This is a genomic window from Gemmiger formicilis, from assembly GCF_024462815.1.
GTDB lineage: Bacteria > Bacillota > Clostridia > Oscillospirales > Ruminococcaceae > Gemmiger.
Genome location: NZ_JANGCG010000003.1, coordinates 123,207 through 149,095 on the forward strand (window position 1 = coordinate 123,207; position 25,889 = coordinate 149,095).

Consider the following 25,889-nt stretch of genomic DNA (forward strand, 5'->3'; position numbering starts at 1 on the left):
GATTGTTTGTCCTGTCGTAGAGTTGTAGGGGCCGGGCACGCCCGGCCCGCGGCCTTGCCGTCACGGCGCGTCTGCTGTATCGCGGGCTCAGCGCACAAACGGCTTAATGCGGGCCTCCATCGCGGCGACCTGCTCCGGCGTCACGTGCGCCTTGTCCACATAGCCGTAGATGCGCTGGGCAAAATTGGCCAGCGGGGGACAGAAGGCAAAGACCTTTTTCGGTTCCCAGCCGTGGCGGTAGAGGAAATGCACACCCGCCAGCGCGCAGAATTTCAGCTTGTTGAAGTGCGGCGTAAAGCCCGCGCCCATTGGCTCATCCCGCGGCGGATTCTTGTAAACCTCCTCCAGCAGGTCGGCCATCCGCTTGTAGGCAGGCGTTTCGCTCGGGTCAAAGTAGCCCTCGATCACATCCTTCTCAATCGGGAAGGGCGGCTCGGGGTTGGCCATGGCAGCGGTAAATTCCTCGTAGCTGGTCACGTAGTGGGCGTCCTTGTAGATGACCGGGTCATATTCGTGCTCGATCGGCACGGGGCGCAGGATGTGGCAGCTCTTGCCCGCCATATACACCTCGGCAATGGCGGTGCTCATCCAGATGGAGATGGAGTCCGCCGCCACAATCCACTGCTTGACGGAGTCCGCAAAAATCACGTGGAAGTTGGGGCGTTTTTTGGCCAGCTCCTCCAGCGCGGGGGAGTTCCACTCGCTCGGGTGGCGGCGGTAGACGAGCTCTACCTCGGGGTGCGCACCTAAATATTCATCGAACCAGCGCAGGGTTTCCTGCATCGAGACGCGGTTGGTCCGGGCAAAGCCGGTGAAATCCGTGCCCGCCATTTTGGAGAGCTCGGCCACCTCGTCCTCGCTCATGCTGGCGTAGCCAAAGCTCGAAATGTACAGGTGCAGCTGCTTGGCGGGGTCGAGGCCGAACTCCTTGCAAAGGGTCTGCTTGTCCTTGAAGTAGCCGTCAAATTCCGGGCGCAGAAAATCCATCATGACCGCGCCGGTCACCGGGGTGTTTTTGGCATCCATGCCGTGGGCCTGCAGGCGGGCGGCGGTGCGCTTGCCCCAGCAGGTTTGTACACAGCGCTTGGCGTTGCCGTTCATATTGAACCAGTCGCCCTCCTCCTGTGTGTCGGAGAGCATCTGCTCCCAGTGGAGGTTGACGATTTTGTTGCATTTGCCGATGTTGTTGTAGACGTGGCTGTTGATGGCCTCGTTGTCATACATACAGCTCGCCACCAGTACCTCGGGCTTGTCCTTGCCGAACAGCCGCAGCTGCTTGGGGTCAAGCAGCTGGCGGATTTCCGCCGTGTAGCCGCGGCGCTCCAGCTCGAGCTTGAGCAGCAGATCGCTCTCATACTCGCGGACGGTGTGTTCATATAAAATCAGAAAATCCAATGCCATGGTTGACAGACCTCTTTAGTATCGTTTGGGCGGGGCGTCGGGGACGCCGCCCCCTACAGGTGCAAGCCGGGAACGGCGCACTGCCGCAGACATCGGCGGGGTGGGGTCACCCCGCCCTACGGATGAACGGAAAATGCTGCTTATGCAATATCCCCGAAAAGCTCGGCTGTCCATTGCGGCAGACCGTATTTCTCATCCAGATGGAAGCCATCATAAAACTGCGTGTCATCGTCGGTAATGGCGCTGCCGCCCCACTCGTAATCCAGCAGGGTGAAGCTGTATTCCCCGGCCCATGTTTGCAGCTGGGGCAGCACCGTGCCCTGCATTGCATCGGTGATGCCGAAGGCGTCGCAGACCTCGGTGCGCACGTTGCCGGCCATCGGCGGCAGCACCACAATCAGCCGCACGCCCTCGGCCTTGCAGCGCTCCGCCAGCGCGCCCAGACGGGCCAGCTGCTCGGTGTTCAGCGCCCAGCTCTTGCAGCGCGGGGTGATGGTGGCGGTGTAGTCATATAATTTGCGGTGCAGCGGCAGAATGGTGCCGTCCTCAGCAAGGTAGTCCGCGTCGGTCCAGTCGCCGGACTCAATCGTGTCCGGCGTGCCGCGCAGGGTATCCATCGCCACGGTCAGGGCATTGACGTTGTATTCCAGATTCAGGCAGTAGGCCAGCGGGTTGTTCAGCGTTTCCTCCAGCGCGGCAAAGCGGTCGGTGTTGTACCCGGCGTTCAGTGTGTAGAAGGAGACCTCCACCAGCAGGGTGCTGACCGGGTTGCCGGAATCCAGCACGTAGTCTGCTAAATCCAGCGTTTCCTTTAAGGAAGCGCCGCCGAACGCAAGGTTCTGCCATTCCTGCCCGGAAAGGCTGTCCACCAGCGCCATATCAAAGTGGGCAAGGCGGCTGTCGCCCAGAATCAGGTTCTGTCCTGGGGCCTGCTGGTAGGCACGCACACGCGCCACCGGCTGGCTGGACGTTGCGGAGGCCTTCAGCCCGAAATAGTTGTTCGGTTCAAACGCGGCAAAAAACGCGAACCAGACCACCACCGGCACCGCCAGCAGCGCCATTTTTTTGAGTATGTTTTTCATGGGGCCTCCTTGGTTAGTAGCTTTGCAGGGGCCGGGCACGCCCGGCCCGGTCGTTTCCCGCAGATGGGCGGTTTCCGTGAGGCTCCCCCTCATCCGGCCCTGCGGAGCCGCCTTTTTCCCCCGAGGGGGGAAACATTGGGGAACGTGGGCCGCGCAAGGGAGGCGCTGCCTTTAAAATCCCGCGTACATACCAAAGCCGGAGCTGCCGAAGCCGCCGCTTTGCATAATGTAGCCAATCAGCAGGGCAACCACCAGCGCATAGTAGACGGCCCAGCGGTGCTTATCGGCGGCAAGGCAGAGCTCGGCAGGCTTGTTTTTGAAGCCGAAGGCCCGGCGGTAATCCAGATAGAATGCCAGCGCCAGCACCAGCACAAGGAAGGCATAGTAGGCTGCAACCATAATGGCGTTGGCGTAGAAGCCGTTGTAGGCGGCGGCGTACAGCTCAGACGCAAAGCGTGCAGGTGCCCAGCTCAGGAAGCAGTGCCCGAGGTAGGTGAACGCATCCCCCACGGTCAGCGGAGCGGCAGCGGGGGAGGACCCCACCCGGAAGAACACCATGCTGATGCACCACAGCACAAACACGGCGGCGCGCTTGGCCCATAGCACGCGGGCGGGGGCTTTCTTCTTCGGCTTGCCAAAGCGGCGGTGCATCAGCTCCTCGCCCAAGCGGTACAGCGCCTGTAAAAGGCCCCACACCACAAAGGGCAGGGTGTTGCCGTGCCAGAAGCCGGAGATAAAAAACACCGTGAATACGCAAAATTCTGCGGGCAGTCGGGTGAGCCTGCCGCCGGTCACGCCGGAGACATCCGCCCACGCCAGCGGCATAAACAGGTAATCCTGCAGCCAGGAGGAGAAGCTGATGTGCCAGCGGCTCCAGAAGCCGGAAAAGTTTGTGGCAAAAAACGGCGTCTTGAAGTTCTCCGGCAGCTCCAGACCCAGAAGCAGGCCGACGGCGCGGGCTACCTCCGAGTAGCCGGAAAAGTTGAAATACAGCTGAAAGGTGTAGAACACGGCGGCCAGCACCAGCATCGGCCCGCCGTAGCTGCGGTAATTCGGGAATACCTCGTCCACCAGCAGGCCCAGCACATCGCTGACGGCCACCAGCTTAAAAAGACCCAGCGCCAGCAGCCGCAGGGCACGCACGGTGCGGGCGGCGTCAAAGCGGTGCTCGGTCTTGAACTGGGGCATTAATGCCCCGGCGCGGCAGATGGGCCCCTGCGTGACAGTGGCAAAGAAGTTTAAAAACAGCGCACAGTCAATGAAATTTGTCTCAATCTCACAGTCGCCGCGGGCGGCGTCAATCAGGTAGGAGATGGCCGCAAAGCTGTAAAAGCTGATGCCCAGCGGCATGGCCACGGCCTGCCAGCCGCCCTCGGCGGCAAACGCGCCGTTGTACTTGAAGAAGGCAAGGATCGCCAGCAGCCCGACCACACCCACCCGCAGGGCGGCGGTTTTGTGGGTCGCCATACAGCGGCCGCACAGGTAGGTGAACACCGCAATGGCAATCGTCACCGGCAGCATCGTGGGCATGGCAAGGGCGTAGAACACCCAGCTGGCCCCCAGCAGAAAAACGCTTTGCAGCCGCTGCGGCAGGTGCAGATACACCGCGGCCACGACCAACAAAAACCCAAAAAATCCAAAGCTCTGCAGGCTCATGGCCACACCTCCCCTTTATAAGAATCAGTAATAACTCATTATACACGATTTGCTGCAGCTACGCAAGTATGATTTGCAGTACAGCGGAGTATGTGGTATAATGCAGATACTTCATACAGCAGTGACCCTGCTGCGCTGGGAGGCCCGCTATGCAATACATCCGCACGTGGATAGCCAGATTTCTGAAAACCCAACCCCCGACCCGCATTATCGCCGTGGGCTTTGCGCTGCTGATTCTCAGCGGCGCGGCGCTGCTGATGCTGCCCGCAGCGGTGCAGCCCGGCAGGAACATTACCCCGCTGAATGCACTGTTCACCGCCACAAGCGCTGTCTGCGTGACCGGGCTGGTTGTGGTGGACACCGGCAGCACCTTCAGCCTGTTCGGGCAGGTAGTCATTGCGCTGCTGATTCAGATTGGCGGCTTGGGCGTGGCGTCCATCGGCATGGGGCTGGCGCTTGTGACCGGGCGGCGCATCGGCCTGAAGGGGCGCTCCCTTATGCGGGAGGCCCTAAACGTCGAAAGCCTTGAGGGTATGGTGCGGCTGGTGCGCAACGTGCTGCTGACGACCCTGCTTTGTGAGGGGGCGGGCGCGGTGCTCAGCTTCCCGGTGTTTGCGCGGGATTATATGCCGCTGCAGGCGGTATGGCTGAGCATTTTTCACGCGGTTGCATCTTTTAATAATGCGGGCTTTGACGCGCTGGGCGGCGGCACCAGCCTGATGCCCTACCGGGACAGCGTGCTGCTGAACCTTGTCACCGATGCGCTGGTCATTGTGGGCGGCATCGGCTTTATGGTCATTCTGGACATCGGCCACTGCCGCGGGCGGTTCCGCAAAATGAGCCTTCACACCAAGGTGGTGCTTACCACCACGGCGGCGCTGCTGATTGGCGGCACGGTGCTGCTGCAGTTGACCGACCACCTGGGCTGGATGACCGCCTTCTTCCAGAGTATGACGGCCCGCACAGCGGGCTTTGCCACGGTGGATATCGGCAGTCTGAGCAACGCGGGCCTGCTGGTGCTTGTGGGGCTGATGTTCATCGGCGCTTCTCCGGGGTCCACCGGCGGCGGCATCAAGACCGCCACCTTTTTTGTGCTGATGCAGCAGGTGCGGACCATCTTCTCCAAGCGGCGGCTGGGCGCGTTCCACCGCCGCCTGCCGGACGGCTCACTGGCCAAGGCGGCCACCATCACGCTGATGGGGCTGCTGGTTGTGTTCAGCGGCACCCTGCTGCTCTGTATGCTGGAGCCGCAGACCGATTTTATGCGGCTGCTGTTTGAGCAGGTTTCCGCCTACAGCACGGCGGGGCTTTCCACCGGCATCACGGCGGGGCTCTGTGCCGCCAGCCGTTGGGTGCTGATTTTTACTATGTTCATCGGCCGTGTCGGCGCCGTGACGCTGCTTTCCCTCTGGATTGAGCGCCCCGAGCCGAGTGCACGGTTTACCGAAGAGGCCATTACGATTGGATAAGGGTGCTTGCAATGTTTGATAAAAAGAAGAATACGGCGGAAAGCTACGGCGTCATCGGGCTGGGCCGCTTTGGCACGGCGCTGGTCAAAACGCTGACCGATGCGGGCAAGGAGGTCATTGCCGTTGACAAGGACGAGGCCAAGGTCAAGGCCGTGCGCGGCTGGACGGACTATGCCTTTGTCATTGACGAGCTGACCGAGACCTCGCTGAAGGAGACCGGGATGCAGAACTGCAGCACCGTCACCATCTGCATCGGTGAGAAGGTGGACGTCAGCATCCTGACCACAATGCTGGTCACCAAGCTGGGTGTGCCGCACGTGATTTCCAAGGCTGCCAGCGAGGTACACGGCGAGGTACTCAAGCGGTTGGGGGCGGAGGTCGTCTACCCCGAGGCTGATATGGCGGTGCGCATCGGCAAGCGGCTGATTTCGGGGAATCTTTTGGACTACATTGCACTGGGGGACGGCGTCGAGGTGCGGCGCATTGCCGTGGGTGGCCGTATGCTGGGCAAAAGCGTGCGGGAGCTGGATTTGCGCCGGGTCTACGGCATCAACGTCATAGCGGTGGAGCACGGCCAGCAGACGAACGTGGAATTTTCCGCCGAGTATACCTTTAAAGAGGGCGACACCGTGGCGGTCATCGGCAAGGAAGCCAAGATCGATAAATTTGAGAAGGATATGTGAGGGCGGCTCTTGTTAAAAAACTAACCGCACAAATTTTGCGCTTTTTGCCTTGCATTTCGTTACGCAATGCGGTACACTTACACTAACGAAATACGGCAAAAAACAGGAGGACTTCCAATATGGAGCACAGCAATCCCATCCTGATGGGCAACAGCAGCCCGCAGAAGTTTATCACCATCGGCGAGGTAATGCTGCGCTTGACCCCGCCGAACTATGAGAAAATCCGTATGACCTCCACCTTTGAGGCCAGCTACGGCGGCAGCGAGGCCAACATTGCGCTGGCACTGGCCAACCTGGGTGTGGATTCCACCTTCTTCAGCGTGGTGCCCAACAACTCTCTGGGCAAAAGTGCCGTGCGCTGGCTGCGCTGCAACGATGTGCACTGCACGCCGATGATTCTCTCCACCAAGGAGGAAACCCCCAGCCACCGTCTGGGCACCTATTATCTTGAGACCGGCTACGGCATCCGTCCCAGCAAGGTCATCTATGACCGTATGCACAGCGCCCTGACCGAGTATGATCTGACGAAGGTGGACCTGGACGAGCTGTTCGAGGGCTTTGACTGGCTGCACCTGTCCGGCATTACCCCGGCACTGAACAAAAACTGCGCCGACTTCATCCTGCGCTGCCTAAAGGTGGCCAAGGAGAAGGGCCTGACCGTCAGCTTTGACGGCAACTTCCGTTCCACCCTCTGGACATGGGAGGAGGCCCGCGACTACTGCACCCAGTGCCTGCCCTACGTGGATGTGCTGTTCGGCATTGAACCCTACCACCTGTGGAAGGACGAGGCCGACCACAGCCAGGGCGACTGGAAGGACGGTGTGCCGCTGCAGCCCAGCTATGAGCAGCAGGACGAGATTTTCCAGCATTTCATCGACCGTTATCCCAACTTGAAGTGCATTGCCCGCCACGTGCGGTACGTACATTCCGGCAGTGAGAACAGCCTGAAGGCGTTTATGTGGTTCGAAGGCCACACCTTTGAATCCAAGCTCTACACCTTCAACATTCTGGACCGTGTCGGCGGCGGCGATGCCTTTGCCAGCGGCCTGATTTACGCGATGATGCACGATTACAAGCCGATGGATATGGTCAACTTTGCGGTGGCCTCCAGCGCCATCAAGCACACCATCCACGGCGATGCCAACATCACCGACGATGTGGAGAGCATCCGCAATCTGATGAATATGAACTACGATATCAAGCGGTAATGCGTAAAAAACAGTGCGCCGCCCCAAAACCGGGGCGGCGCATTTTTGTTGGCTAGGTTGTGGGGGCGGGCATTGCCCGCCCGCAGACCTTCCCCTTTACGCAGCGCCGTTTAGTTCCGCATTCAGCCCGGCACCGAGGAAAATCAGATTGATGATGACAAACAGCCACAGAATGACCAGAATCACAGCCGTCAGCGAGCCGTAAATATAGGACAGCCGCCAGAAATGCAGGATGTAAAACGAGAACACACGCGAGAAAATCAACCACCCGGCGGTGGCAAAAATCGTGCCCGGCAGCTGGCTGCGCAGCGTCCGCCGCCCACCCGGCACATAGGTATAAATCAGAAGAAGCAGAACAAAAAGCAGCGGTATTATGACAAACCGGCCGATGTTGGCCACGCGCTGGGCCTCGTGCACCACGGCGGCGTAATGGCGGAAAAACGGCAGTGTATCGGCAAAGCGCGCAAACAGGGATTTCATGCCCTGCAGCGCCAGCATGACCAGAAGCAGCAGCTCAAACACAAAGGTATAGCCCACGGCCAGCAGCCGGTTCAGAAAGGTGCGGCGGGAGCCCGGCGTCAGCCGCTGCAGGCCGATTTGCAGGGCACTCATCCCGCCGGAGGCGGAGACGATGGTGGTCAGCACGGCCAGCGAGGCCACAAACTGCGCGGACTGGCTGCTGAGGTTTTGCAGCAGCTGGATGGTGGACTCCTGCACGCTTGGAATCTGCGGCAGAAAATCCGCCAGCAGCTCGGCCACGCTCTCCACCGAGAAGCCGGGCAGCAGATTGACCAGCACCAGCACCCACATCAGCATCGGGAAGGACGCCATAAGCAGGAACAGCGTAGCCGAGCCGGCGTACACTGCCATATCCAGTGCCAGATATTTGCGCACCACCGCGGTGGCAATGTGCAGCCAGCGGGAGAATTTTTGTTTCATCGGGGGACTCCTTGTGTGCGGGAAGCGGCTTTAAAATATACCTATTATATTCAATATCCCCGGTAAACGCAAGTCACCCCAGTGCCACGTCCAGCGCCATCATCAGGGTGAAGCCGAACGCAAAGCAGAGGGTGCCAAGGTTGGAGTGCTCGCCCTGCGACATTTCGGGGATAAGCTCCTCGACCACCACATACAGCATAGCGCCCGCCGCAAAGCTGAGCAGATACGGCAGCGCGGGCACCACAAGACCGGCCGCCCAGACGGTCAGCAGCGCCGCCACCGGCTCCACCGCGCCGGACAGCGTGCCCAGCCAGAACGCCCGGCCGCGGCTTGCGCCCTCGGCCTTCAGCGGCAGTGAGATGATAGCCCCCTCCGGGAAGTTCTGGATGGCAATGCCGAGTGAGAGCGCCAGCGCGCCCATCGCGGTAATCTGAGTGCTGCCGGTTAGGTACCCCGCATAGACCACGCCGACGGCCATACCCTCGGGGATGTTGTGCAGCGTTACGGCCAGCACCAGCATTGTTGTGCGGGAAAAGCCGGTTTTCGGGCCCTCGGGGCTGTCAGCGCCCTGATGCAGATGCGGCACCAGCATATCCAGCGCCAGTAGAAAGCCGACCCCCAGCCAGAAGCCGACAACCGCGGGCAAAAATGCCAGCCGTCCCAACGCGGCGGACTGCTCCATTGCAGGGATGAGTAAGCTCCAGATGGACGCCGCCACCATCACCCCGGCGGCAAAGCCGGTCAAGGCCCGCTGCACACCGGGATGCAACGATTTTTTCATAAAAAACACGCAGGCCGAGCCCAGCGTTGTGCCCGCAAAGGGGATAAGCAGGCCGGATATAACATTAGTTAGCATTTACTAACCACCTCCCAAAAAATATATAACCACCCATATGCTTTTATGGCTGGATTATAGCACAGCACCCCACCGGGCGTCAAGGAATGGGATTGGGAAAAACCTGCGGGTCGATGTGAGCATCGACCCCTACAACTCAACGGGTGATGAATAGCATACCTCCGCAAACACGGAGGGGTCAAGACCCCTCCCTACAGGCGTGCCGGAAACAGCAGCCAATAAAAACCATGTCCTACACAAAAATTTTACACCCCCTTCACACAAACCGGTTAAAAAAATATCAAAAACACTTGCGCAAATCCGGATTTGTGCGTATAATAGAAGAAACCCCTTGGGGCGCGGTGCGCCCCGCCAAAAATGTGAAACATACCGAGAGGAGCTTTTACTATGGGTTTGGGTAAAAAGACCATTGACGATGAGAACTACGCCGGTAAGCGCGTACTGGTTCGCTGCGACTTCAACGTCCCTATGAAGGACGGCGTTATCACCAACGATAACCGTATCAATGCCGCACTGCCGACCATCAAGAAGCTGATCAACGATGGCGCAAAGGTCATCCTGTGCAGCCATCTGGGCAAGCCTAAGAACGGCCCCGAGGCTAAGTTCAGCCTGGCCCCCGTGGCTGTCCGCCTGAGTGAGAAGCTGGGCCAGCCCGTCACCTTTGCTGACGATGACACCGTTGTCGGCGAGAACGCCAAGGCTGCTGTTGCCACGATGGGCAACGGCGATGTTGTGCTGCTGCAGAACACCCGCTTCCGCAAGGAGGAGACCAAGAACGAGCCCGCCTTCAGCGAAGAGCTGGCCAGCCTCGCCGACGCTTATGTTGACGATGCCTTTGGCTCCTGCCACCGTGCCCACTGCTCCACCGCCGGTGTTACCGACTATGTCAAGGATACCGCTGTCGGCTACCTGATGGAGAAGGAAATCAAGTATCTGGGCAACGCTGTGAATGACCCCGAGCGTCCCTTCACCGCTATTCTGGGCGGTGCCAAGGTTGCGGATAAGCTGAACGTTATCTCTAACCTGCTGGAGAAGGTCGACACCCTGATCATCGGCGGCGGCATGGCCTACACCTTCCTGAAGGCGCAGGGCTATGAGATCGGCAAGAGCCTGTGCGATGATTCCAAGCTGGATTACTGCAAGGAAATGATGGCCAAGGCCAAGGAGAAGGGCGTCAAGCTGCTCCTGCCTGTCGATGCTGCCTGCATCAAGGACTTCCCCGATCCCATTGATGCCCCCATCGAGACCGTGATCGTCCCCACCACCGCTATCCCGGCTGACATGGAAGGCTGCGACATCGGCCCCGAGACCATGAAGCTGTTTGCTGACGCCGTCAAGGCCAGCAAGACCGTTGTCTGGAACGGCCCCATGGGCGTGTTTGAGAACCCGACTCTGGCTGCCGGCACCCTGGCTGTTGCCAAGGCTATGGCTGAGAGCGATGCCACCACCGTTATCGGCGGCGGCGACTCCGCTGCAGCTGTCCAGCAGATGGGTCTGGGCGACAAGATGACCCACATCTCCACCGGCGGCGGCGCTTCTCTCGAGTACCTCGAGGGCAAGGAGCTGCCCGGTATCGCCGTCATCCAGAAGGCATAAGAAACCGCAAGGCGCGGCGGCAGAGCCGCCGCGCCCCCCCCCCCCCCCCCGCCTTTCTTGTGAACAAGAAAAGCGCGAAATAAAAAAGAATAAATAATAAATAATAAATGAAGGTGAACCGCCGCTGCGCGGCTCAAAAAATTTGCTTTTGCCTTCAGGCAAAAGCCCACCGAATTTATTATTTATTATTTCTTATCTATTATTTGCTTATTGCCACTTTATAATTTACAGTAAGGAGTACAACCAACCATGGATAAACAGAATCGTAAAGCTATCATTGCCGGCAACTGGAAGATGAACAAGACCGCCACCGAGGCCAAGGCCCTCATCAGCGAGCTGATTCCCGCTGTGAAGGACGCCGGCTGCGAGGTCGTCATCTGCGTTCCCTTCACCGACCTGGTCACCGCTGTGGAGATGACCAAGGGCACCAACATCCACGTTGGCGCTGAGAACGTCCACTTTGAGAAGTCCGGCGCCTTCACCGGCGAGATTTCCGCCGATATGCTGACCGACCTCGGCGTTGAGTATGTGGTTATCGGCCACAGCGAGCGCCGCCAGTATTTTGCCGAGACCAACGAGACTGTCAACAAGCGCACCAAGGCAGCACTGGCCGGCGGCCTCAAGCCCATCATCTGCGTCGGCGAGAGCCTTGACCAGCGTGAGCAGGGTGTCACCGAGGAGCTGGTCCGTATGCAGGTCAAGATCGCCTTGAACGGCGTCACCGCTGACGAGCTGAAGAACGTTGTTATCGCCTATGAGCCCATCTGGGCCATCGGCACCGGCAAGACCGCTACCGCTGACCAGGCCGAGGAGGTCTGCGCCGCCATCCGCAAGGTGGTCGGCGAGCTGTACGGCGAGGACGCTGCCAAGGCCCTGACCGTTCAGTACGGCGGCAGCATGAACCCGAAGAACGCCGAGGAGCTGCTCAGCAAGCCTGATGTTGACGGCGGCCTGATTGGCGGCGCTTCTCTGAAGGCTGACCAGTTTGCCGTGATTGTGGACGCTGCCACCAAGGGCTGATTGCAACAAAGGCTTCCCCCAAGGGGAAGCCTTTTCAACGAAAAGGAGTCTACAAATCTATGTCTAAAAAACCTGTTATGCTCTGCATCATGGACGGCTTCGGCTGGACGCCGGATGTGACCTACGGCAACGCCGTGGTTGCCGCCAACAAGCCGAACCTGGACAAGCTGTTTGCCAACTACCCCATGACCACCATTGAGGCCAGCGGTATGGCAGTCGGCCTGCCTGACGGTCAGATGGGCAACTCTGAGGTCGGCCACACCAATATGGGCGCAGGCCGCATCGTTTACCAGCAGCTGACCCTCATCACCAAGTCCATCAAGGACGGCGAGATGCTGAAAAACCCCGTGCTGGTCAAGAATATGAAGGCAGCCATCGACGCAGGCAAGGCCATCCACCTGATGGGTCTTGTCGGCACCGGCGGCGTGCACAGCCATGCCGACCACTGGTACGGCGTGCTGGAAATGGCCAAGCAGATGGGCGCCAAGGAGGTCTATCTGCACTGCATCATGGACGGCCGTGATACCGACCCGCACAGCGGCAAGGGCTTCCTGGCTGACCTGCAGGCCAAGCTGGACGAGCTGGGCATCGGCAAGATTGCCAGCGTCTCCGGCCGTTACTACGCGATGGACCGCGATAACAACTGGGACCGCGAGGAGAAGGCCTACGCTGCCTTTGTCTACGGCGAGGGCAACCACGCTGCCAACGCAGCCGAGGCCATCGAGGCCAGCTATGCCGCCGATGTCACCGATGAGTTCGTCATTCCTGTGGTCACCTGCGAGGGCGGCCGCGTGCAGGACGGCGACACCGTCATCTTTATGAACTTCCGCCCCGACCGTGCCCGCCAGATGACCCGCATCTTCTGCGATGACGACTTCACCGGCTTTGAGCGCCGCGGCGGCCGCAAGCAGGTTCACTATGTCTGCATGGCCGAGTATGATGCCACCATGCCCAACTGCGAGGTTGCCTACCCGCCGGTTGAGCTGAAGAACACGCTGGGCGAGTATCTGGCCGCCAACGGCAAGACCCAGCTGCGCATTGCCGAGACCGAGAAGTATGCCCACGTGACCTTCTTCTTCAACGGCGGTGTGGAGCAGCCCTGCGAGGGCGAGGACCGCAAGGTCATCCCCAGCCCGAAGGTTGCCACCTACGACCTCAAGCCCGAAATGAGCGCCTATGAGGTTGCCGATGAGTGCAAGGCCCGCATCGAAAGCGGCAAGTACGATGTCATCATCCTGAACTTTGCCAACTGCGATATGGTCGGCCACACCGGCGTGTTTGACGCCGCTGTCAAGGCTGTCGAGGCCGTTGACAAGTGCGTGGGCGAGGTCACCGATGCCGTGCTGAAGGCCGGCGGTGTGGTGTTCCTGACCGCTGACCACGGCAACGCCGAGAAGATGAAGAACCCCGACGGCTCTCCCTTCACGGCGCACACCACCAACGTGGTGCCCTTCGCTGTGATTGGCGCTGGCGATGTGAAGCTGCGTGAGGGCGGCTGCCTGGCAGATATTGCCCCCACCATGTTGCCCTACATCGGCCTGCCCGTCCCCGCGGAAATGACCGGTAAGAGCATCATCGAGTAATTTTACACCCAATACCCCGCGGCAGGCTTTTGGCCTGCCGCTTTTTTGTGGGAAACGTGAGGGACGGCATTTACCGCAAACAACGCAGTAGGGGCGGGGCTCTGCTCCGCCCGCGGAAGCTGCCCGGCAGCACCCGCCTATGGGAAAGCCTGCGGGCCAATGCCCAAGCACAACAGCCGGTACCCGCCCTCTCCGCTTTTATCTTGCTATTTTCCGGCAAATGCGGTATAGTAGTCTTACGGAAAACCTCTTTTCAAGAGAAACATTCCACCAAGCTGTAAATTGAATCTGTCTGCAAAACTGACTGCATTATCAAATAAGGAGTGTTCTTATGCGTTACTGCAAAAAATGTACGATGCCCGACACCCGCCCCGGTATCACCTTTGATGCCGAGGGCGTCTGCAGCGCCTGCCGCCACTACGAGAACCGCAAGAACGTGGACTGGGATGCCCGCTTCAAGGAGTTCGAGGCCTACTGCGATAAGTACCGCGGCATGAACGGCCCCGGTGGCTATGACTGCGCTGTTGCCGTTTCCGGCGGCAAGGACAGCCACTTCCAGGTCTGGATGCTGAAAGAGGTTATGCACATGAACCCCATCCTGTTCAGCGTGGAGGATAACTTCCCCATGACGCAGGCGGGCATCCACAACTTGAAAAACATCAGCGAGGAATTTGGCTGCACCATCATCTCCTGCAAGCCCAACATCAAGGTGCAGAAGATTCTGATGCGCAAATTCTTTGAAAAGTACGGCAAGCCGACCTGGTACGTTGACCGCCTGATTTACACCTTCCCCCTGCATATGGCCGCCAAGTTTAACACCCCGATGCTCTGCTACGGCGAGAACGTCAGCTTTGAGTACGGCGGCAACGCCGACAAGGAAACCTACTCCGCCATGGACCAGATTGAGAACGGCGTGGCTGTCGGTATGCCGATGGAGGAACTGCTGGGTGACGGCGTGACCGAGAAGGACCTCTCCCTGACGCTGGCCCCCAGCGCCGAGGAACGCGCCAAGCTCGACCCGTTCTATATGAGCTACTTTGTGCCGTGGAACAGCTACAAGAACTACCAGATTGCCAAGGCGCACGGCTTCCACGACCTGACCCATGAGTGGGATCGCACCCACCACGCCGAAAACTTTGACCAGATCGACTCCCGCGCCTATCTGGTGCACAGCTGGCTGAAGTATCCCAAGTTCGGCCACGCCGCCGCCACCGACTACACCGCCCGCTACATCCGCTACGGTATGATGACCCGCGAGGAGGCTATTCCCATCATCAAGGAGCGCGACGGCAAGCTGGACCCGCTCTGCGTGCGTGACTTCTGCGAGTTCTGCGGCTACACCGAGACCGAGTTCTGGAAAATTATGGACAAGTTCTACAACCGCGACCTGTTTGAGAAGAATGACTGTGGCGAGTGGCAGCTCAAGCACCCCATCTGGGAGGAGAACAAGTAAATGGTACGTCATGTCATTCTCTGGAAGCTGAAGGAAATGCCCGACGCCGAGAAGGCCGCCGTCAAGGCCGGCATCAAGGCAGGACTGGAAGGCCTGGCCGGTCAGATTCCCGGCCTGCTGGAGGTGCACGTCTACACCGACGCCCTGCCCAGCAGCGCCAACGCGGATCTGATGCTGGACACCACCTTTACCGACGCCGCCGCGCTGAAGGGCTACTCCACCCACCCGGCCCATGTGGCCGTGGCCGATGGCAAGGTGCGCCCCTACACCGCCGTGCGGACCTGTCTGGATTTTACGGTATAAGAATAAAAAGTATTGCAGGGGCGGATTTCCTGTCCGCCCGCGGGTCATAGCGGCTTAGCGGGCGGACAGGGAATCCGCCCCTACGAGGTAACGGAGGTAAAATGGTTATGGCAGCAACTTTAATCAAAAACGGCCTCGTCCATGATGCCGTACACCGCGATGCGTATAAGGCGGATATTCTGCTGGCTGACGGCAAGATCACCGCCATCGGCAGTGACTTGGACGCCCCGGCAGACGCTGAAATTTTTGAGGCAGATGGCCTTGACGTATTCCCCGGCTTTGTCGATGCCCACACCCATATCGGGCTGGACGGCTACGGCATCGGCTATGAGGGCTGCGACTACAACGAGATGAACGACATCTGGACGCCGCAGCTCCGCGCCATTGACGGCATCAACCCGCGTGACCCCTCGCTGGGGGATGCACGCCGTGCGGGCGTGACCTGCGTCTGCACCGGGCCGGGCAGCGCCAATGTGCTGGGCGGCACGTTCTTAGCAATGAAAACCGTGGGCGACCGCGTGGACAATATGGTTGTGCGGGACCCGGTCGCGATGAAGTGCGCCTTCGGCGAAAACCCCAAGCGCTGCTACCGTGACAAGTGCGATTCCACGCGTATGTCCACGGCGGCCTTCCTGCGCGGCGCACTGATGCAGGCCCGCGACTACGGCGCCCGCAAGCAGGCGGCCAACGGCGATGTGACCAAGATGCCCGCCTATAACCAGAAGTTGGAGGCCCTGCTGCCGGTGCTGGCGCGGGAAATCCCCCTAAAGGCGCACGCCCATCAGGCAAATGATATCTTTACCGCACTGCGCATTGCGCGGGAGTTCAACCTGCGCCTGACGCTGGAGCACGTGACCGAGGGCCACCTCATTGTGGACGAGCTGGCCAAGGAGAAGGACGTCCCGATGGCGGTCGGCCCCAGCCTGACCTTTGCCAGCAAATATGAGCTGCAGAACAAATCGTGGGCAACCCCCGGCGTGCTGGCCAAGGCGGGCTGCCATGTCTCCATCATCACGGACAACTCGGTCATTCCGCAGCAGTATCTGCCGCTCTGCGCCGGTATGGCCATCAAGGCGGGCATGGACCCGTTCGATGCGCTGAAGGCCATCACCCTCAACCCGGCGGAGCATATCGGCGTGGCCGACCGCGTCGGCTCGCTGGAGGTTGGCAAGGACGCGGACGTTGTCATCACCGCCGGCAGCCCCTTTGAAGTTATGACCCCCGTGAAGGCCGTCTTTATTGACGGAAACCGTGTGGATAACGGCTGACCCTCTTGCAAAATAAAACGCCCTGTGTTATAATACCATCAACGGCAAAGGCGCCGTCTGATAGCATTGCTATCGGACGGCGCCTTTTTATTTTTGGTACAAAGCCGAATGGAGTGTAGAAATATGGAAAAACTTCCCCGCCATGTGGACATTGATTACAGCAAATACGCCCCCGACATCCCGGAGGACCAGCGGGAGGCTTATTACGGCCTGCCCAAGCATGTGCAGTTCTGCAAGGAATGTGTGATGAGCAACCAGAAGCCCAACTCCTGCTATGAGTTTGAGCATACCATCAAATCTATCAAAAAAACGATGGTCATACAGGAGGATGGCGTCTGCGATGCCTGCCACGCCTGCCACAATAAGGCCGACGGCCATATCGACTGGGCCCTGCGGGAGAAGGAACTGCGCGAGCTCTGCGATGAGTACCGCAAGAATGACGGCAGCTATGACTGCCTTGTGCCCGGCTCCGGCGGCAAGGACAGCTTCTACGCTGCCCACCTGTTGAAATATAAGTACGGTATGCACCCGCTGACCGTCACCTGGGCACCTCATATGTATACCCCATGGGGCTGGGACAATATGCAGGCGTGGATTCACGCCGGGTTTGACAACTACCTGTGCACCCCCAACGGTATGACCCACCGCCTGCTGACCCGCCTTGCCACCGAGAACCTGTTCCATCCGTTCCAGCCGTTCATTTTGGGGCAGAAGCAGCTGGCCCCCAAGATGGCCGCCAAGTTCGGTATCCCGCTGGTGTTCTACGGCGAGAACGAGGCCGAGTTCGGCAACCCGATTGCCGACAACAACTCCGCGCTGCGTGACGAGCACTTCTTTGCCGTCAATGACTACGACCACATCTATCTGGGCGGCGTCAGCCTGCGCCAGTTGGAGGAGGACTACAAGGTGGACAAGGCGGATCTGGCCATCTACCTGCCGTCCGAAACCTCAAATCTGGAGAAAAACCACATTCAGGTGCGGTATCTGGGCTATTACGAAAAATGGCACCCGCAGGGCGCGTACTACTACAGCGTTGAGCACGGCGGCTTCCGCCCTGCGCCGGAGCGCACACAAGGCACCTACTCCAAGTACAATTCGATTGACGATAAAATCGACGATTTCTTCTACTACACCACTTACATCAAGTACGGCATCGGCCGCACCACCTACGATGCTGCGCAGGAAATCCGAAACGAGGAAATCACGCTGGACGAGGGCAAAGCACTGTGCAAGAAGTTTGATGGCGAATACCCGGACCGCTTTGAGAAGGAAATCTTCAAGTATCTGTCCCTTGACCGGCAGCATTTCCCGTGGGCCAGCCAGCTGTTTGAGCAGCCCAGGATGGACCGCGATTACTTTATGGACCTGGCCGACCGCTTCCGCAGCCCGCACCTCTGGAAGTGGGAGGACAATATGTGGAAGCTGCGCCACACCCCCTACGAGGGCGACAGCGAGGTTCTGTGGGGCGACCCGCGCGGCACGCACCACGAGCAGTGAGGTTTTGCCATGAAGAAAAAGATCCGCCTGATCGCCCGTCTGGACGTCAAGGACACCAACCTTGTCAAGGGCATCCAGCTGGAGGGGCTGCGCAAGCTGGGCAACCCCAACGCTTTTGCGAAGGAATACTATGAGGACGGCATTGATGAGCTGCTCTACATTGACATTGTGGCCAGCCTGTACAACCGCAACAATCTGAGTGACATTGTCCGCAAAACGGTCGATGATGTGTATATTCCTGTCTGCGTGGGCGGCGGCCTGCGCAGCGTGGAGGATGTGCGCCACATCCTGTCGATGGGCGCGGACAAGGTGGCTATCAACACCGCGGCCATCAAGCGGCCGGAGCTTATCACCGAGGTGGCGCAGGCCTTCGGCAGCCAGTGCATGGTGTTGTCGATTCAGGCCAAGCGCAGCCGCACATGGCCCGGCAAGTGGGAGGCCTACTATGACAACGGCCGCGCCCATTCCGGCTATGATGTGGTGGAGTGGGCCAAGCGCGGTGTGGCGCTGGGCGCAGGGGAAATCCTGCTGACGAGCGTGGACAACGAGGGCCTGCAGCAGGGCATGGACTTAGAGCTGATTGAAGCCGTGACCAAAGCCGTCAATGTGCCGGTTATCTGCGGCGGCGGCGTGGGCTGCGGGGACGATATTGTGGACGCCGCCAATGCGGGCGCGGACGCCGTGGCCTGCGCTGCGGTGCTGCATTATAAAAAGGAAACCGTGCAGGAGCTGAAGGATGACATCCGCGCAGGCGGAGTGGAGGTGCGCCGGGTATGAAGGTGACAATTATTGACTACGGCCTGTCCAATCTGCTCAGCGTGCAGCACGCCTTTGCGCATTTTGGGGCAGAGACGCTGGTTACGGACAAGGCCGCGGATATTCTGGCCGCGGAAGCGCTGGTACTGCCCGGCGTCGGGGCGTTTCGGGACGGTATGAACGGTCTGGAAAAGCTGGGCCTTGTGGAGCCGATACGCCAAAAGGCCGCCGCAGGCACGCCGCTGCTGGGCATCTGCCTTGGGATGCAGATGCTGTTTGACGAATCCGAGGAGTTCGGTCTGCACGCCGGACTGGGGCTGATACCGGGGCGCGTTGTGAAAATACCGGACACCGATGCCGACGGCCAGCCCCAGCGGGTGCCGCACATCAGCTGGAACCCGCTGTACCCCGGCGGAAACCGCACGGACTTTGCGGGCACGGCACTGGCAGGGCTTACCCCCGGCGAGGAGTGCTATTTCATCCACAGCTATGAGGCCAAGCCTGCCGAGGACGCGGACTGCCTTGCCTACACTGTGTACGGCGGTCGCAAAATCTGCGCCGCCGCTGTCCACGGCAGTGTGCTGGGCTGCCAGTTTCACCCGGAGAAATCGGGCGAGGTCGGGTTAAAGATCATTGAGGAGTTTTTGAAATAGTGAGCCTTCCCCCATAGGAAAAGGCTTTATAAGGAGCAACGCCCTGCGCGATTCTGCGCAGGGCGTTGCTTTTTCCGCTGCGATACGCTATAATGTATTTTGTATAAATGTGCAAAGGAGAATCAGCTATGTCCTTGGATCTGCTTGTCGGCTCCACCGGGTTCGTGGGGGGCAACCTGGCGGCAAAGCATTCGTTTGCGGCGGCCTGCCACAGCAGCGATATCACCGCGCAGTACGGCAGCCATCCGGTGCTCTGCGTCTATGCGGGTGTGCCCGCCGCTATGTTTCTGGCCAACGCGAATCCGGAAGCAGATCTGGCGGTTATGCGTGCAGCGCGGGAAAATATCCGCCGCATCGCGCCGCAGGAACTGGTGCTGATTTCCACTATCGCTGTCTGGCCGGACAGCCGCGGCAAATATGAGGATGACACCCCCGCCGCGGACGGCCTGCCCGCCTACGGCAGAAACCGCCTCCAACTGGAGCAGTGGGTGCGGGAGGATTTCCCGGAAGCGCTCATCGTGCGTCTGCCGGCACTGTACGGCGTGGGTATCAAAAAGAACTTCCTGTATGATTTGCACACCCTCACCCCGGCTATGCTGAAACCGGAAAAATATGACGAGCTGGCGCAAAAATCACAGCTTGTCAAAACGGGCTACACGCTGGCGGACAACGGCTTTTACAAGCTGAACGGCACCGCCGATACAGCCGCCCTGAAGGCGTTTTTTGCACAGAATGACTTCAACGCGCTGGCCTTTACTGATTCGCGCAGCCGCTACCAGTTCTACAATCTGGGACGCCTGTGGGCGGATATTGAAAAGGCCCGCGCCGCCGGTGTGAAGCTGCTGCACCTCTGCACGCCGCCCATCACCGCCGCCGAGGTCTACACCGCCGTGACAGGCGGCAGCTGGCGCAACGAGCTGGCAAAATCTCCCTTTGACTATGACCTGCGCAGCCGCTATGCGGAGATTCTGGGCGGTAGCGGGGATTACCTGTGCACCAAACAACAGGAACTGGACGATATAACGCGCTTCCTGCGCGACTGGAGGGACTGACATATGGCGAACTATCAGCTGGCCATTTCCAACATTGCATGGCAGAAGGATGAGGACGAGACTGTCTACGCCGCCATGCAGCAGGCGGGCTTTACCGGGCTGGAACTGGCCCCCACCCGCATTTTTTCCGAAGCACCGTATGAAAATCTGACCAGTGCACTGCTTTTCGGCGGGTATCTCAAAAACCGTTGGGGCTTCTCCGTACCCAGTTTGCAAAGCATCTGGTACGGCCAGAAAGGCAATATCTTCAACCCCGCCGACGCTGAACCGCTGCTTGATTACACGGCACAGGCCTTCCAGTTTGCCCACAGCTTGAACTGCCCCTCGCTGGTGTTCGGCTGCCCCAAAAACCGTATGCGCCCGCTGGGGGCCAACGATGCCGCCGCCGAGGCGTTCTTTATGCAGGCGGGCAATCTGGCCGCACGGTACGGTGTGCATCTGGCGCTGGAGGCAAACCCGCCCATGTACACGAACTATCTGAACAACACGGCGGACGCCTTTGCACTGGTCAAGCGGCTGGATAACCCCGGCCTGTCGGTCAACTTTGATTTGTCGACCGTGCTGGCGCAGGGCGAAAAGCTGCAGAATTTCATTGATGATATGCAGTATGTGAGCCATGTCCATATCAGCGAGCCGGGGCTGGCCCCGATTGAGCGCCGCCCCGAGCACAAGGAGCTGGCGCTGCTGCTGGGCGCGGTGGGCTACCGCGGCTTTGTCTCGGTCGAGATGGCTCGCACCGATGTGGACACCATCCGCCGCACGATGGACTATATCGCGGAGGTGTTTGCATGATTGAGTACGAGCGTAAAAATCTGAACGGCGTGCCGGACTACACCGCCGCCGAATTTGAGGGCCGCCGCAGTGACTACTGCCTGCTGATTCCGGTAATCAACGAAGGGGCGCGGATTCTGACCGAGCTGGGCCGTGCCCAGAAGGCGGGCGTTGACCGCCTGTGCGACATTGTCATCTGCGACGGCGGCTCCACCGACGGCAGCATGAAGCAGGAAACCCTGCAGCTGTACCACGTCAACACGCTGCTGACGAAAACCGGCCCCGGCAAGCAGGGCGCCCAACTGCGCATGGGCATCTATTTTGCGCTGGACCGCGGCTATAAGGGCATCCTGACGATTGACGGCAACAACAAGGACTCCATTGAGGATGTGCCCAAATTCATCGCCAAGCTGCAGGCGGGCTATGACCTTGTGCAGGGCAGCCGGTTTATCCGCGGCGGCCACGCCATCAATACGCCGCTGGTGCGCTATGCCGCCGTGCGGCTGATTCACGCGCCCCTCATCAGTCTGGGCGCGCACCAGTGGTTCACCGACACCACCAACGCCTACCGCGCCTACAGCCGCGAGTACCTGACCCACCCCGATGTCCGCCCGCTGCGCGATGTCTTTAGTGAGTATGAGCTGCTGGCGTACTTAAGCATCCGTGCCACCCAGCTGGGCCTGAAGGCCTGCGAGGTCCCCGTGACCCGCGCCTACCCAGCCACCGGCAAGACCCCCACCAAAATCAGTGGCTTCAAGGGCAACAGCGACCTGATGCAGGTGCTGCTGAAGGCGCTGGCAGGCAAGTACAACCCGTAAAACACACCGCTAATGCGGCGCGGGCTGCTGCAGGCACTGGCGGCTACATCCGCCAGCACCGCGCGCGATACCTACTGGACACGCTGCACATTATGAAGGTGGACAGCTACAATGTGTTTGAGGGCTACGCCCTGCCTGTGGAAAGCGCCCCCGCCCGGGCGCTGAACCCGATTCTGCGCGCTGTTTTTGACCGTGTCTATGTGTTTTATGCCTTTGTGGCATCGGCGGCATCGGGTGTCGTGATGGCGGTGCAGTGGGTGCGCCGGCGCAAGATCCCGTGGCTGTGGGCAGCGTTTTTCTCGACCACCTGCTCGATGGTGGTGACCACCTATTTTGCCACCTGTGACGAATATATGCGCACGATGCTGGGCGTTTTGCCCGGGCTGTATATGATGGGGGCGATGCTGCTGCAGACCGTTGCCGATGCCTGCCGCAAGCGCTGCGCCGCCCGGAAGGAGAAAAACCGATGAACAGAAAGAAAATCGCAATGACGGAGGAAAAGCTGTGGCGCATCACCGCGGCAGCGGTCATCCTGAGCCGCCTGCTGCAATATGCAGGGCAGGGCTGGGCGGTTTGGTATACGGACAGCTATGCCTACAGCGTTTTTTATCTAAAGGATCTGTTCCATGGGCAGGCGGCGCAGGGCGTTCCGCCGTTGTATGCGCTGTTTATGCATTCCATGCAGGCAATTTTTGGTCAGGGCTACCCGAACGCTGTCTGCGCGGTTCAGATCTTGCTGTCGATGCTTTCGCTGATTTTGCTGGCAAGGATTCTGTGCCAAATCGGTGTGGGCAGCCCGTGGGCGCAGCTGTGCGTATTTATTTATGCCACAACCTCCGCAGTGGCAGGGTGGGACACGGTTTTGTTGACGGAGTCGCTGTCCCTTTCCGGTACGGTAGCGTTTTTCTACTGCATTGTGCAGTATCTGCACACCACAAAGCTGAAATACGGGCTTCTGGCGGTACTGCTTACCGAGCTGTTGATTTTCCTGCGTCCCCAATTTTTGACCTATTGGGCGATTTTGCTGGTGTTTTTGCTTCTGCGGCTGGCATTTCCCGACCGCAAGACCGAGCGCGCCAACCTGCTGAAAATGCTGGCCGCGCTGGCTGCGGGGCTGGTGCTGGTGCTGGGGTACTGTGCCGTGTTCCAAAAGCAATTCGGGCTGTTTTCCATGACGGTTGCAGGGGCGCGGCAGGATATGGTAGTGGCGATCCGCTATGGCTACTATCCGGATTTTGAGGATACCGAGATGGCCGAGGCGATGTGTCGCACAGCGGAAACGGGCGATGAGGATGCGGTTCTGCTGACGGCGATGGACTTTGGATGGGCAAGGGCGCAGAAAGCGGCGCGGACGTATTTTAACAAGCACCCGGTGCAATATCTGTACGATACGGCTATGCAGATGGGCAGGGATTCTGTCACAAATTTTCACGGTTATGCGTGGGAAAGCAAGCAAGCGCCCATGCCGCTGGCTAAGCTGTATTCCTTTTGGAACTACGGCGTATTCGGTGCGCTGTGTATCGGGCATAGTATGGTTGCCTCGGTGGCTGCCGGGGTCGTGATGGCGGTGCAGTGGGTGCGTCGGCGCAAGATCCCGTGGCTGTGGGCGGCGTTTTTCTCCCTGATGTTCACCACGGTGTTTTCCCCCTATTTTGTCACCTGCGGCGAGTATATGCGCACGATGATCAGCGTTCTGCCCTATATGCAGTGCGTGATCGGTCTTGCCCTGCAGCGGGAATCGGACTGTGCCGCGGCTATGGAAAATACAAAGGAAAGAGGGATGTAAATGACCTACGATAAAATCATCCTCGGCGCAGGACTGTACGGCCTGTACGCGGCCCAGAAATGCGGGGCGGCGGGGCAGCGCGTCCTTGTACTGGAGCGTGACTCCGCGCCCTTTATGCGGGCAACCTACATCAATCAGGCCCGCGTCCATATGGGCTATCACTACCCCCGCAGCTACTCCACGGCTATCAAGTCGGCACACTATTTTGAACGTTTCTGTGAGGATTACGGCTTCTGCCTGCACACACAATTTGACCAGGTATATGCCACCAGTGCGCATTTTTCGTGGACGAACGCGGCCGAGTTCCGCCGCTTCTGCGCCGCCGCAGATATCCGCTGTGACGATGTGCCCCCGGAGCGCTATTTCAACCCCGGCCTGTGTGACGGCGCGTTCCTGACCACAGAGTACACCTACGATGCGCAGGTGCTCAAGCGCTGGTTTTTGGAAAAGCTGGCGGCGCTGCCCAACGTAGAGATTCTCTACAGCCACAAGCCTGACCGCATCGAGAGGGCGGGCAGCGCGTGGCGGGTCACGGCGGGGGACACCACCGCCGAGGCACCCTATCTGCTGAACGCAACCTACGCGGGTGTCAACGATGTGCACGCTATGTTGGGGCTGCCGCCGTTCGGCATTAAGTACGAAAAGTGCGAGATTATTTTGTGCACTGTGGACGAACGCCTGAAAAATATCGGCATCACCGTTATGGATGGCCCGTTCTTCAGCCTGATGCCCTTCGGCCAGACCGGCCTGCACAGCCTGACCAGTGTGACCTTCACCCCGCATGAGACAAGCTATGACAGCGTGGCCACCTTCCCCTGTCAGGCCGAAAGCGGCGGCCGCTGCGCCCCGGGCAGCCTGTACAACTGCAACGAGTGCCCGGCCAAGCCGGCCAGCGCGTGGCCCTATATGAGCCAGCTGGCGCGCAAATATTTAAAGGAAGAATACGGCTTTGCCTATCACAGCAGTCTTTTCAGCATGAAGCCGATTCTGAAGGCCAGCGAAATTGACGATTCGCGCCCGACCGTGGTGCGCGTGCTTTGCGACGAGCCGCGGCTGGTCAGCGTGCTCAGCGGCAAAATCAACACGGTATATGACTTGGACGAGGTGCTGGAAGTATGAACACAAAAGAAAAAAACTTTGTCTCGGCCGTTGTCTATCTGCATAACGATGGTGCGCGTGCAGTAGAATTCTGCCGCGCCGCGGCGGCGGAGCTGGAAGCCCATTTCGCCCAGTATGAGCTGGTGGTTGTGGATGATGCCTGCACCGATGACACGGTCGCCCGCCTGCGCGAATGGGGCAGGGAGCAGGCTGCGCCGCTGACGATTCTGCATATGAGCATCTTCCACGGTCTGGAGGACGCGATGAATGCGGGGCTGGATGCCGCCATCGGTGACTACGTCTACGAATTCGATTCCACCGAACTCTGCTATCCGGCTTCGCTGATTTTTGAGGCGTACCGCACGGCGCTGACCGGCAACGATATCGTCTCGGTCTGTCCGCGCAGCGTGTGCGGCGGTAGCAAGCTGTTTTATAGCATCTTCAACGCGCACTCCAACAGTGCCTATAAGCTGCGCACCGATGCATTCCGCCTTGTCACGCGGCGTGCCATCAACCGCGTCCATGCGTCCAGCGCGCATCTGCCCTACCGCAAGGCAGCTTACGCGGCCAGTGGCCTGAAGATGGTGGATCTGGAATTTGACGGCCAGCTGACCGTCAAAAGCAGAGGGCGGTTCAACCTTGCGCTTGACAGCCTGACCCTGTACACCAACTTTGGCTTCAAGGCCAGCGTGACCATCACGCTGTGTATGCTGGCGCTGGCTCTGGCCGAGCTGCTCTACACCCTCATCGTCTTTACCACCGGCCACCCGGTGGCGGGCTGGACCACCACGATGTTTGTCATTACCGTGGGCTTTGCCGGGCTGTTTGCGGTTTTGACCATCGTGATCAAGTATCTGTCTCTGCTGTTGAATATGACCTTCCGGCAGCAGAAATATCTGGTGGAAAGCATTGAAAAGCTGCAGAAATAACGAGGAATTTTA

Annotated in this window: 24 protein-coding genes; 19 read left to right on the forward strand and 5 right to left on the reverse strand. The window is 59.4% G+C overall.

Annotated features, from left to right (window positions below; translation table 11 throughout):
* Positions 1-87: 87 nt before the first annotated feature.
* The 3 genes from NE623_RS04580 to NE623_RS04590 all read right to left on the reverse strand — a co-directional run bounded on the left by NE623_RS04580 (position 88) and on the right by NE623_RS04590 (position 4,139).
* Entirely contained in the window at positions 88-1,401 is a 1,314-nt protein-coding gene (locus NE623_RS04580; RefSeq protein WP_256272160.1) for a surface carbohydrate biosynthesis protein, read from the reverse strand.
* Positions 1,402-1,541: 140 nt separating this feature from the next.
* Positions 1,542-2,483, reverse strand: coding sequence for a hypothetical protein (locus tag NE623_RS04585; protein WP_256272159.1), 942 nt, complete (start codon positions 2,481-2,483; stop codon positions 1,542-1,544).
* A 171-nt stretch (positions 2,484-2,654) separates the two neighbouring features.
* Positions 2,655-4,139, reverse strand: coding sequence for an MBOAT family O-acyltransferase (locus NE623_RS04590; RefSeq protein WP_256272158.1), 1,485 nt, complete (start codon positions 4,137-4,139; stop codon positions 2,655-2,657).
* 149 nt (positions 4,140-4,288) lie between these two features.
* Between NE623_RS04590 and NE623_RS04595 the strand changes: the two genes are divergently transcribed.
* From NE623_RS04595 to NE623_RS04605, 3 genes are all read left to right on the forward strand, one after another.
* Positions 4,289-5,608, forward strand: coding sequence for a TrkH family potassium uptake protein (locus tag NE623_RS04595; protein ID WP_256272157.1), 1,320 nt, complete (start codon positions 4,289-4,291; stop codon positions 5,606-5,608).
* Positions 5,609-5,619: 11 nt separating this feature from the next.
* Positions 5,620-6,291: a potassium channel family protein gene (locus NE623_RS04600; RefSeq protein WP_256272156.1), complete on the forward strand. Its 672-nt coding sequence runs from the start codon at positions 5,620-5,622 to the stop codon at positions 6,289-6,291.
* Positions 6,292-6,410: 119 nt separating this feature from the next.
* Complete coding sequence (locus NE623_RS04605; RefSeq protein ID WP_256272155.1) at positions 6,411-7,499, forward strand: sugar kinase; 1,089 nt, start codon at positions 6,411-6,413, stop codon at positions 7,497-7,499.
* Positions 7,500-7,595: 96 nt separating this feature from the next.
* Here NE623_RS04605 and NE623_RS04610 read toward each other — a convergent pair whose 3' ends face one another.
* Both NE623_RS04610 and NE623_RS04615 read right to left on the reverse strand, forming a co-directional pair.
* Positions 7,596-8,438 carry a YihY/virulence factor BrkB family protein gene (locus tag NE623_RS04610; protein ID WP_256272154.1) on the reverse strand — a complete coding sequence of 281 codons (843 nt, stop codon included), beginning with the start codon at positions 8,436-8,438 and terminating at the stop codon, positions 7,596-7,598.
* Between the two features lie 73 nt (positions 8,439-8,511).
* Positions 8,512-9,294 carry a ZIP family metal transporter gene (locus NE623_RS04615; protein ID WP_256272153.1) on the reverse strand — a complete coding sequence of 261 codons (783 nt, stop codon included), beginning with the start codon at positions 9,292-9,294 and terminating at the stop codon, positions 8,512-8,514.
* A gap of 387 nt (positions 9,295-9,681) precedes the next feature.
* Here NE623_RS04615 and NE623_RS04620 point away from each other — a divergent pair, with 387 nt between their 5' ends.
* From NE623_RS04620 to NE623_RS04695, 16 genes are all read left to right on the forward strand, one after another.
* Positions 9,682-10,890 carry a phosphoglycerate kinase gene (locus tag NE623_RS04620; RefSeq protein WP_256272152.1) on the forward strand — a complete coding sequence of 403 codons (1,209 nt, stop codon included), beginning with the start codon at positions 9,682-9,684 and terminating at the stop codon, positions 10,888-10,890.
* A 249-nt stretch (positions 10,891-11,139) separates the two neighbouring features.
* On the forward strand, positions 11,140-11,910 hold the full coding sequence (gene tpiA, locus NE623_RS04625; RefSeq protein WP_078784486.1) for a triose-phosphate isomerase: 771 nt from the start codon (positions 11,140-11,142) through the stop codon (positions 11,908-11,910).
* A 59-nt stretch (positions 11,911-11,969) separates the two neighbouring features.
* Entirely contained in the window at positions 11,970-13,493 is a 1,524-nt protein-coding gene (gene gpmI / locus NE623_RS04630) for a 2,3-bisphosphoglycerate-independent phosphoglycerate mutase (RefSeq protein ID WP_256272595.1), read from the forward strand.
* Between the two features lie 331 nt (positions 13,494-13,824).
* Positions 13,825-14,946 (forward strand): N-acetyl sugar amidotransferase, encoded by a 1,122-nt coding sequence (locus tag NE623_RS04635; RefSeq protein WP_256272594.1) that lies wholly within the window; start codon positions 13,825-13,827, stop codon positions 14,944-14,946.
* Positions 14,947-15,249 (forward strand): Dabb family protein, encoded by a 303-nt coding sequence (locus NE623_RS04640; protein ID WP_256272593.1) that lies wholly within the window; start codon positions 14,947-14,949, stop codon positions 15,247-15,249. It abuts the gene before it with no gap.
* A 107-nt stretch (positions 15,250-15,356) separates the two neighbouring features.
* Positions 15,357-16,517 (forward strand): amidohydrolase, encoded by a 1,161-nt coding sequence (locus NE623_RS04645; RefSeq protein ID WP_256272592.1) that lies wholly within the window; start codon positions 15,357-15,359, stop codon positions 16,515-16,517.
* Between the two features lie 123 nt (positions 16,518-16,640).
* Positions 16,641-18,014 (forward strand): N-acetyl sugar amidotransferase, encoded by a 1,374-nt coding sequence (locus NE623_RS04650; RefSeq protein ID WP_256272591.1) that lies wholly within the window; start codon positions 16,641-16,643, stop codon positions 18,012-18,014.
* A 9-nt stretch (positions 18,015-18,023) separates the two neighbouring features.
* Complete coding sequence (hisF, locus tag NE623_RS04655) at positions 18,024-18,791, forward strand: imidazole glycerol phosphate synthase subunit HisF (RefSeq protein ID WP_256272590.1); 768 nt, start codon at positions 18,024-18,026, stop codon at positions 18,789-18,791.
* Positions 18,788-19,423: an imidazole glycerol phosphate synthase subunit HisH gene (gene hisH / locus NE623_RS04660; RefSeq protein WP_256272589.1), complete on the forward strand. Its 636-nt coding sequence runs from the start codon at positions 18,788-18,790 to the stop codon at positions 19,421-19,423. Before hisF ends, hisH begins: the two co-directional genes overlap by 4 nt.
* Positions 19,424-19,551: 128 nt before the next feature.
* Positions 19,552-20,475 carry a sugar nucleotide-binding protein gene (locus tag NE623_RS04665; protein WP_256272588.1) on the forward strand — a complete coding sequence of 308 codons (924 nt, stop codon included), beginning with the start codon at positions 19,552-19,554 and terminating at the stop codon, positions 20,473-20,475.
* A gap of 3 nt (positions 20,476-20,478) precedes the next feature.
* Positions 20,479-21,267: a sugar phosphate isomerase/epimerase family protein gene (locus NE623_RS04670; protein WP_256272587.1), complete on the forward strand. Its 789-nt coding sequence runs from the start codon at positions 20,479-20,481 to the stop codon at positions 21,265-21,267.
* Positions 21,264-22,064: a glycosyltransferase family 2 protein gene (locus NE623_RS04675; RefSeq protein ID WP_256272586.1), complete on the forward strand. Its 801-nt coding sequence runs from the start codon at positions 21,264-21,266 to the stop codon at positions 22,062-22,064. The genes NE623_RS04670 and NE623_RS04675 overlap by 4 nt, the downstream gene beginning before the upstream one ends.
* 92 nt (positions 22,065-22,156) lie before the next feature.
* The gene (locus NE623_RS04680) at positions 22,157-22,534 is read left to right on the forward strand and encodes a hypothetical protein (protein ID WP_256272585.1); all 378 of its coding nucleotides are present in this window, start codon (positions 22,157-22,159) and stop codon (positions 22,532-22,534) included.
* Positions 22,531-23,850 carry a hypothetical protein gene (locus NE623_RS04685; protein ID WP_256272584.1) on the forward strand — a complete coding sequence of 440 codons (1,320 nt, stop codon included), beginning with the start codon at positions 22,531-22,533 and terminating at the stop codon, positions 23,848-23,850. The genes NE623_RS04680 and NE623_RS04685 overlap by 4 nt, the downstream gene beginning before the upstream one ends.
* Positions 23,851-24,969: an FAD-dependent oxidoreductase gene (locus NE623_RS04690; RefSeq protein WP_256272583.1), complete on the forward strand. Its 1,119-nt coding sequence runs from the start codon at positions 23,851-23,853 to the stop codon at positions 24,967-24,969. It begins immediately after the preceding gene.
* Positions 24,966-25,877: a glycosyltransferase gene (locus tag NE623_RS04695; RefSeq protein ID WP_256272581.1), complete on the forward strand. Its 912-nt coding sequence runs from the start codon at positions 24,966-24,968 to the stop codon at positions 25,875-25,877. Before NE623_RS04690 ends, NE623_RS04695 begins: the two co-directional genes overlap by 4 nt.
* The last annotated feature ends 12 nt before the right edge of the window (positions 25,878-25,889 follow it).

Coding starts and splice junctions, on each gene's coding strand:
- NE623_RS04650 (WP_256272591.1), top strand. CDS start 16,641: ATGGAAAAACTTCCCCGCCATGTGGACATTGATTACAGCAAATACGCC.
- NE623_RS04695 (WP_256272581.1), top strand. CDS start 24,966: ATGAACACAAAAGAAAAAAACTTTGTCTCGGCCGTTGTCTATCTGCAT.
- NE623_RS04590 (WP_256272158.1), bottom strand. CDS start 4,139: ATGAGCCTGCAGAGCTTTGGATTTTTTGGGTTTTTGTTGGTCGTGGCC.
- NE623_RS04690 (WP_256272583.1), top strand. CDS start 23,851: ATGACCTACGATAAAATCATCCTCGGCGCAGGACTGTACGGCCTGTAC.
- NE623_RS04665 (WP_256272588.1), top strand. CDS start 19,552: ATGTCCTTGGATCTGCTTGTCGGCTCCACCGGGTTCGTGGGGGGCAAC.
- NE623_RS04640 (WP_256272593.1), top strand. CDS start 14,947: ATGGTACGTCATGTCATTCTCTGGAAGCTGAAGGAAATGCCCGACGCC.
- NE623_RS04580 (WP_256272160.1), bottom strand. CDS start 1,401: ATGGCATTGGATTTTCTGATTTTATATGAACACACCGTCCGCGAGTAT.
- NE623_RS04635 (WP_256272594.1), top strand. CDS start 13,825: ATGCGTTACTGCAAAAAATGTACGATGCCCGACACCCGCCCCGGTATC.
- NE623_RS04675 (WP_256272586.1), top strand. CDS start 21,264: ATGATTGAGTACGAGCGTAAAAATCTGAACGGCGTGCCGGACTACACC.
- NE623_RS04600 (WP_256272156.1), top strand. CDS start 5,620: ATGTTTGATAAAAAGAAGAATACGGCGGAAAGCTACGGCGTCATCGGG.
- NE623_RS04615 (WP_256272153.1), bottom strand. CDS start 9,294: ATGCTAACTAATGTTATATCCGGCCTGCTTATCCCCTTTGCGGGCACA.
- hisF (WP_256272590.1), top strand. CDS start 18,024: ATGAAGAAAAAGATCCGCCTGATCGCCCGTCTGGACGTCAAGGACACC.
- NE623_RS04620 (WP_256272152.1), top strand. CDS start 9,682: ATGGGTTTGGGTAAAAAGACCATTGACGATGAGAACTACGCCGGTAAG.
- gpmI (WP_256272595.1), top strand. CDS start 11,970: ATGTCTAAAAAACCTGTTATGCTCTGCATCATGGACGGCTTCGGCTGG.
- NE623_RS04610 (WP_256272154.1), bottom strand. CDS start 8,438: ATGAAACAAAAATTCTCCCGCTGGCTGCACATTGCCACCGCGGTGGTG.
- NE623_RS04585 (WP_256272159.1), bottom strand. CDS start 2,483: ATGAAAAACATACTCAAAAAAATGGCGCTGCTGGCGGTGCCGGTGGTG.
- NE623_RS04685 (WP_256272584.1), top strand. CDS start 22,531: ATGAACAGAAAGAAAATCGCAATGACGGAGGAAAAGCTGTGGCGCATC.
- NE623_RS04605 (WP_256272155.1), top strand. CDS start 6,411: ATGGAGCACAGCAATCCCATCCTGATGGGCAACAGCAGCCCGCAGAAG.
- NE623_RS04595 (WP_256272157.1), top strand. CDS start 4,289: ATGCAATACATCCGCACGTGGATAGCCAGATTTCTGAAAACCCAACCC.
- NE623_RS04680 (WP_256272585.1), top strand. CDS start 22,157: ATGAAGGTGGACAGCTACAATGTGTTTGAGGGCTACGCCCTGCCTGTG.
- tpiA (WP_078784486.1), top strand. CDS start 11,140: ATGGATAAACAGAATCGTAAAGCTATCATTGCCGGCAACTGGAAGATG.
- NE623_RS04670 (WP_256272587.1), top strand. CDS start 20,479: ATGGCGAACTATCAGCTGGCCATTTCCAACATTGCATGGCAGAAGGAT.
- hisH (WP_256272589.1), top strand. CDS start 18,788: ATGAAGGTGACAATTATTGACTACGGCCTGTCCAATCTGCTCAGCGTG.
- NE623_RS04645 (WP_256272592.1), top strand. CDS start 15,357: ATGGCAGCAACTTTAATCAAAAACGGCCTCGTCCATGATGCCGTACAC.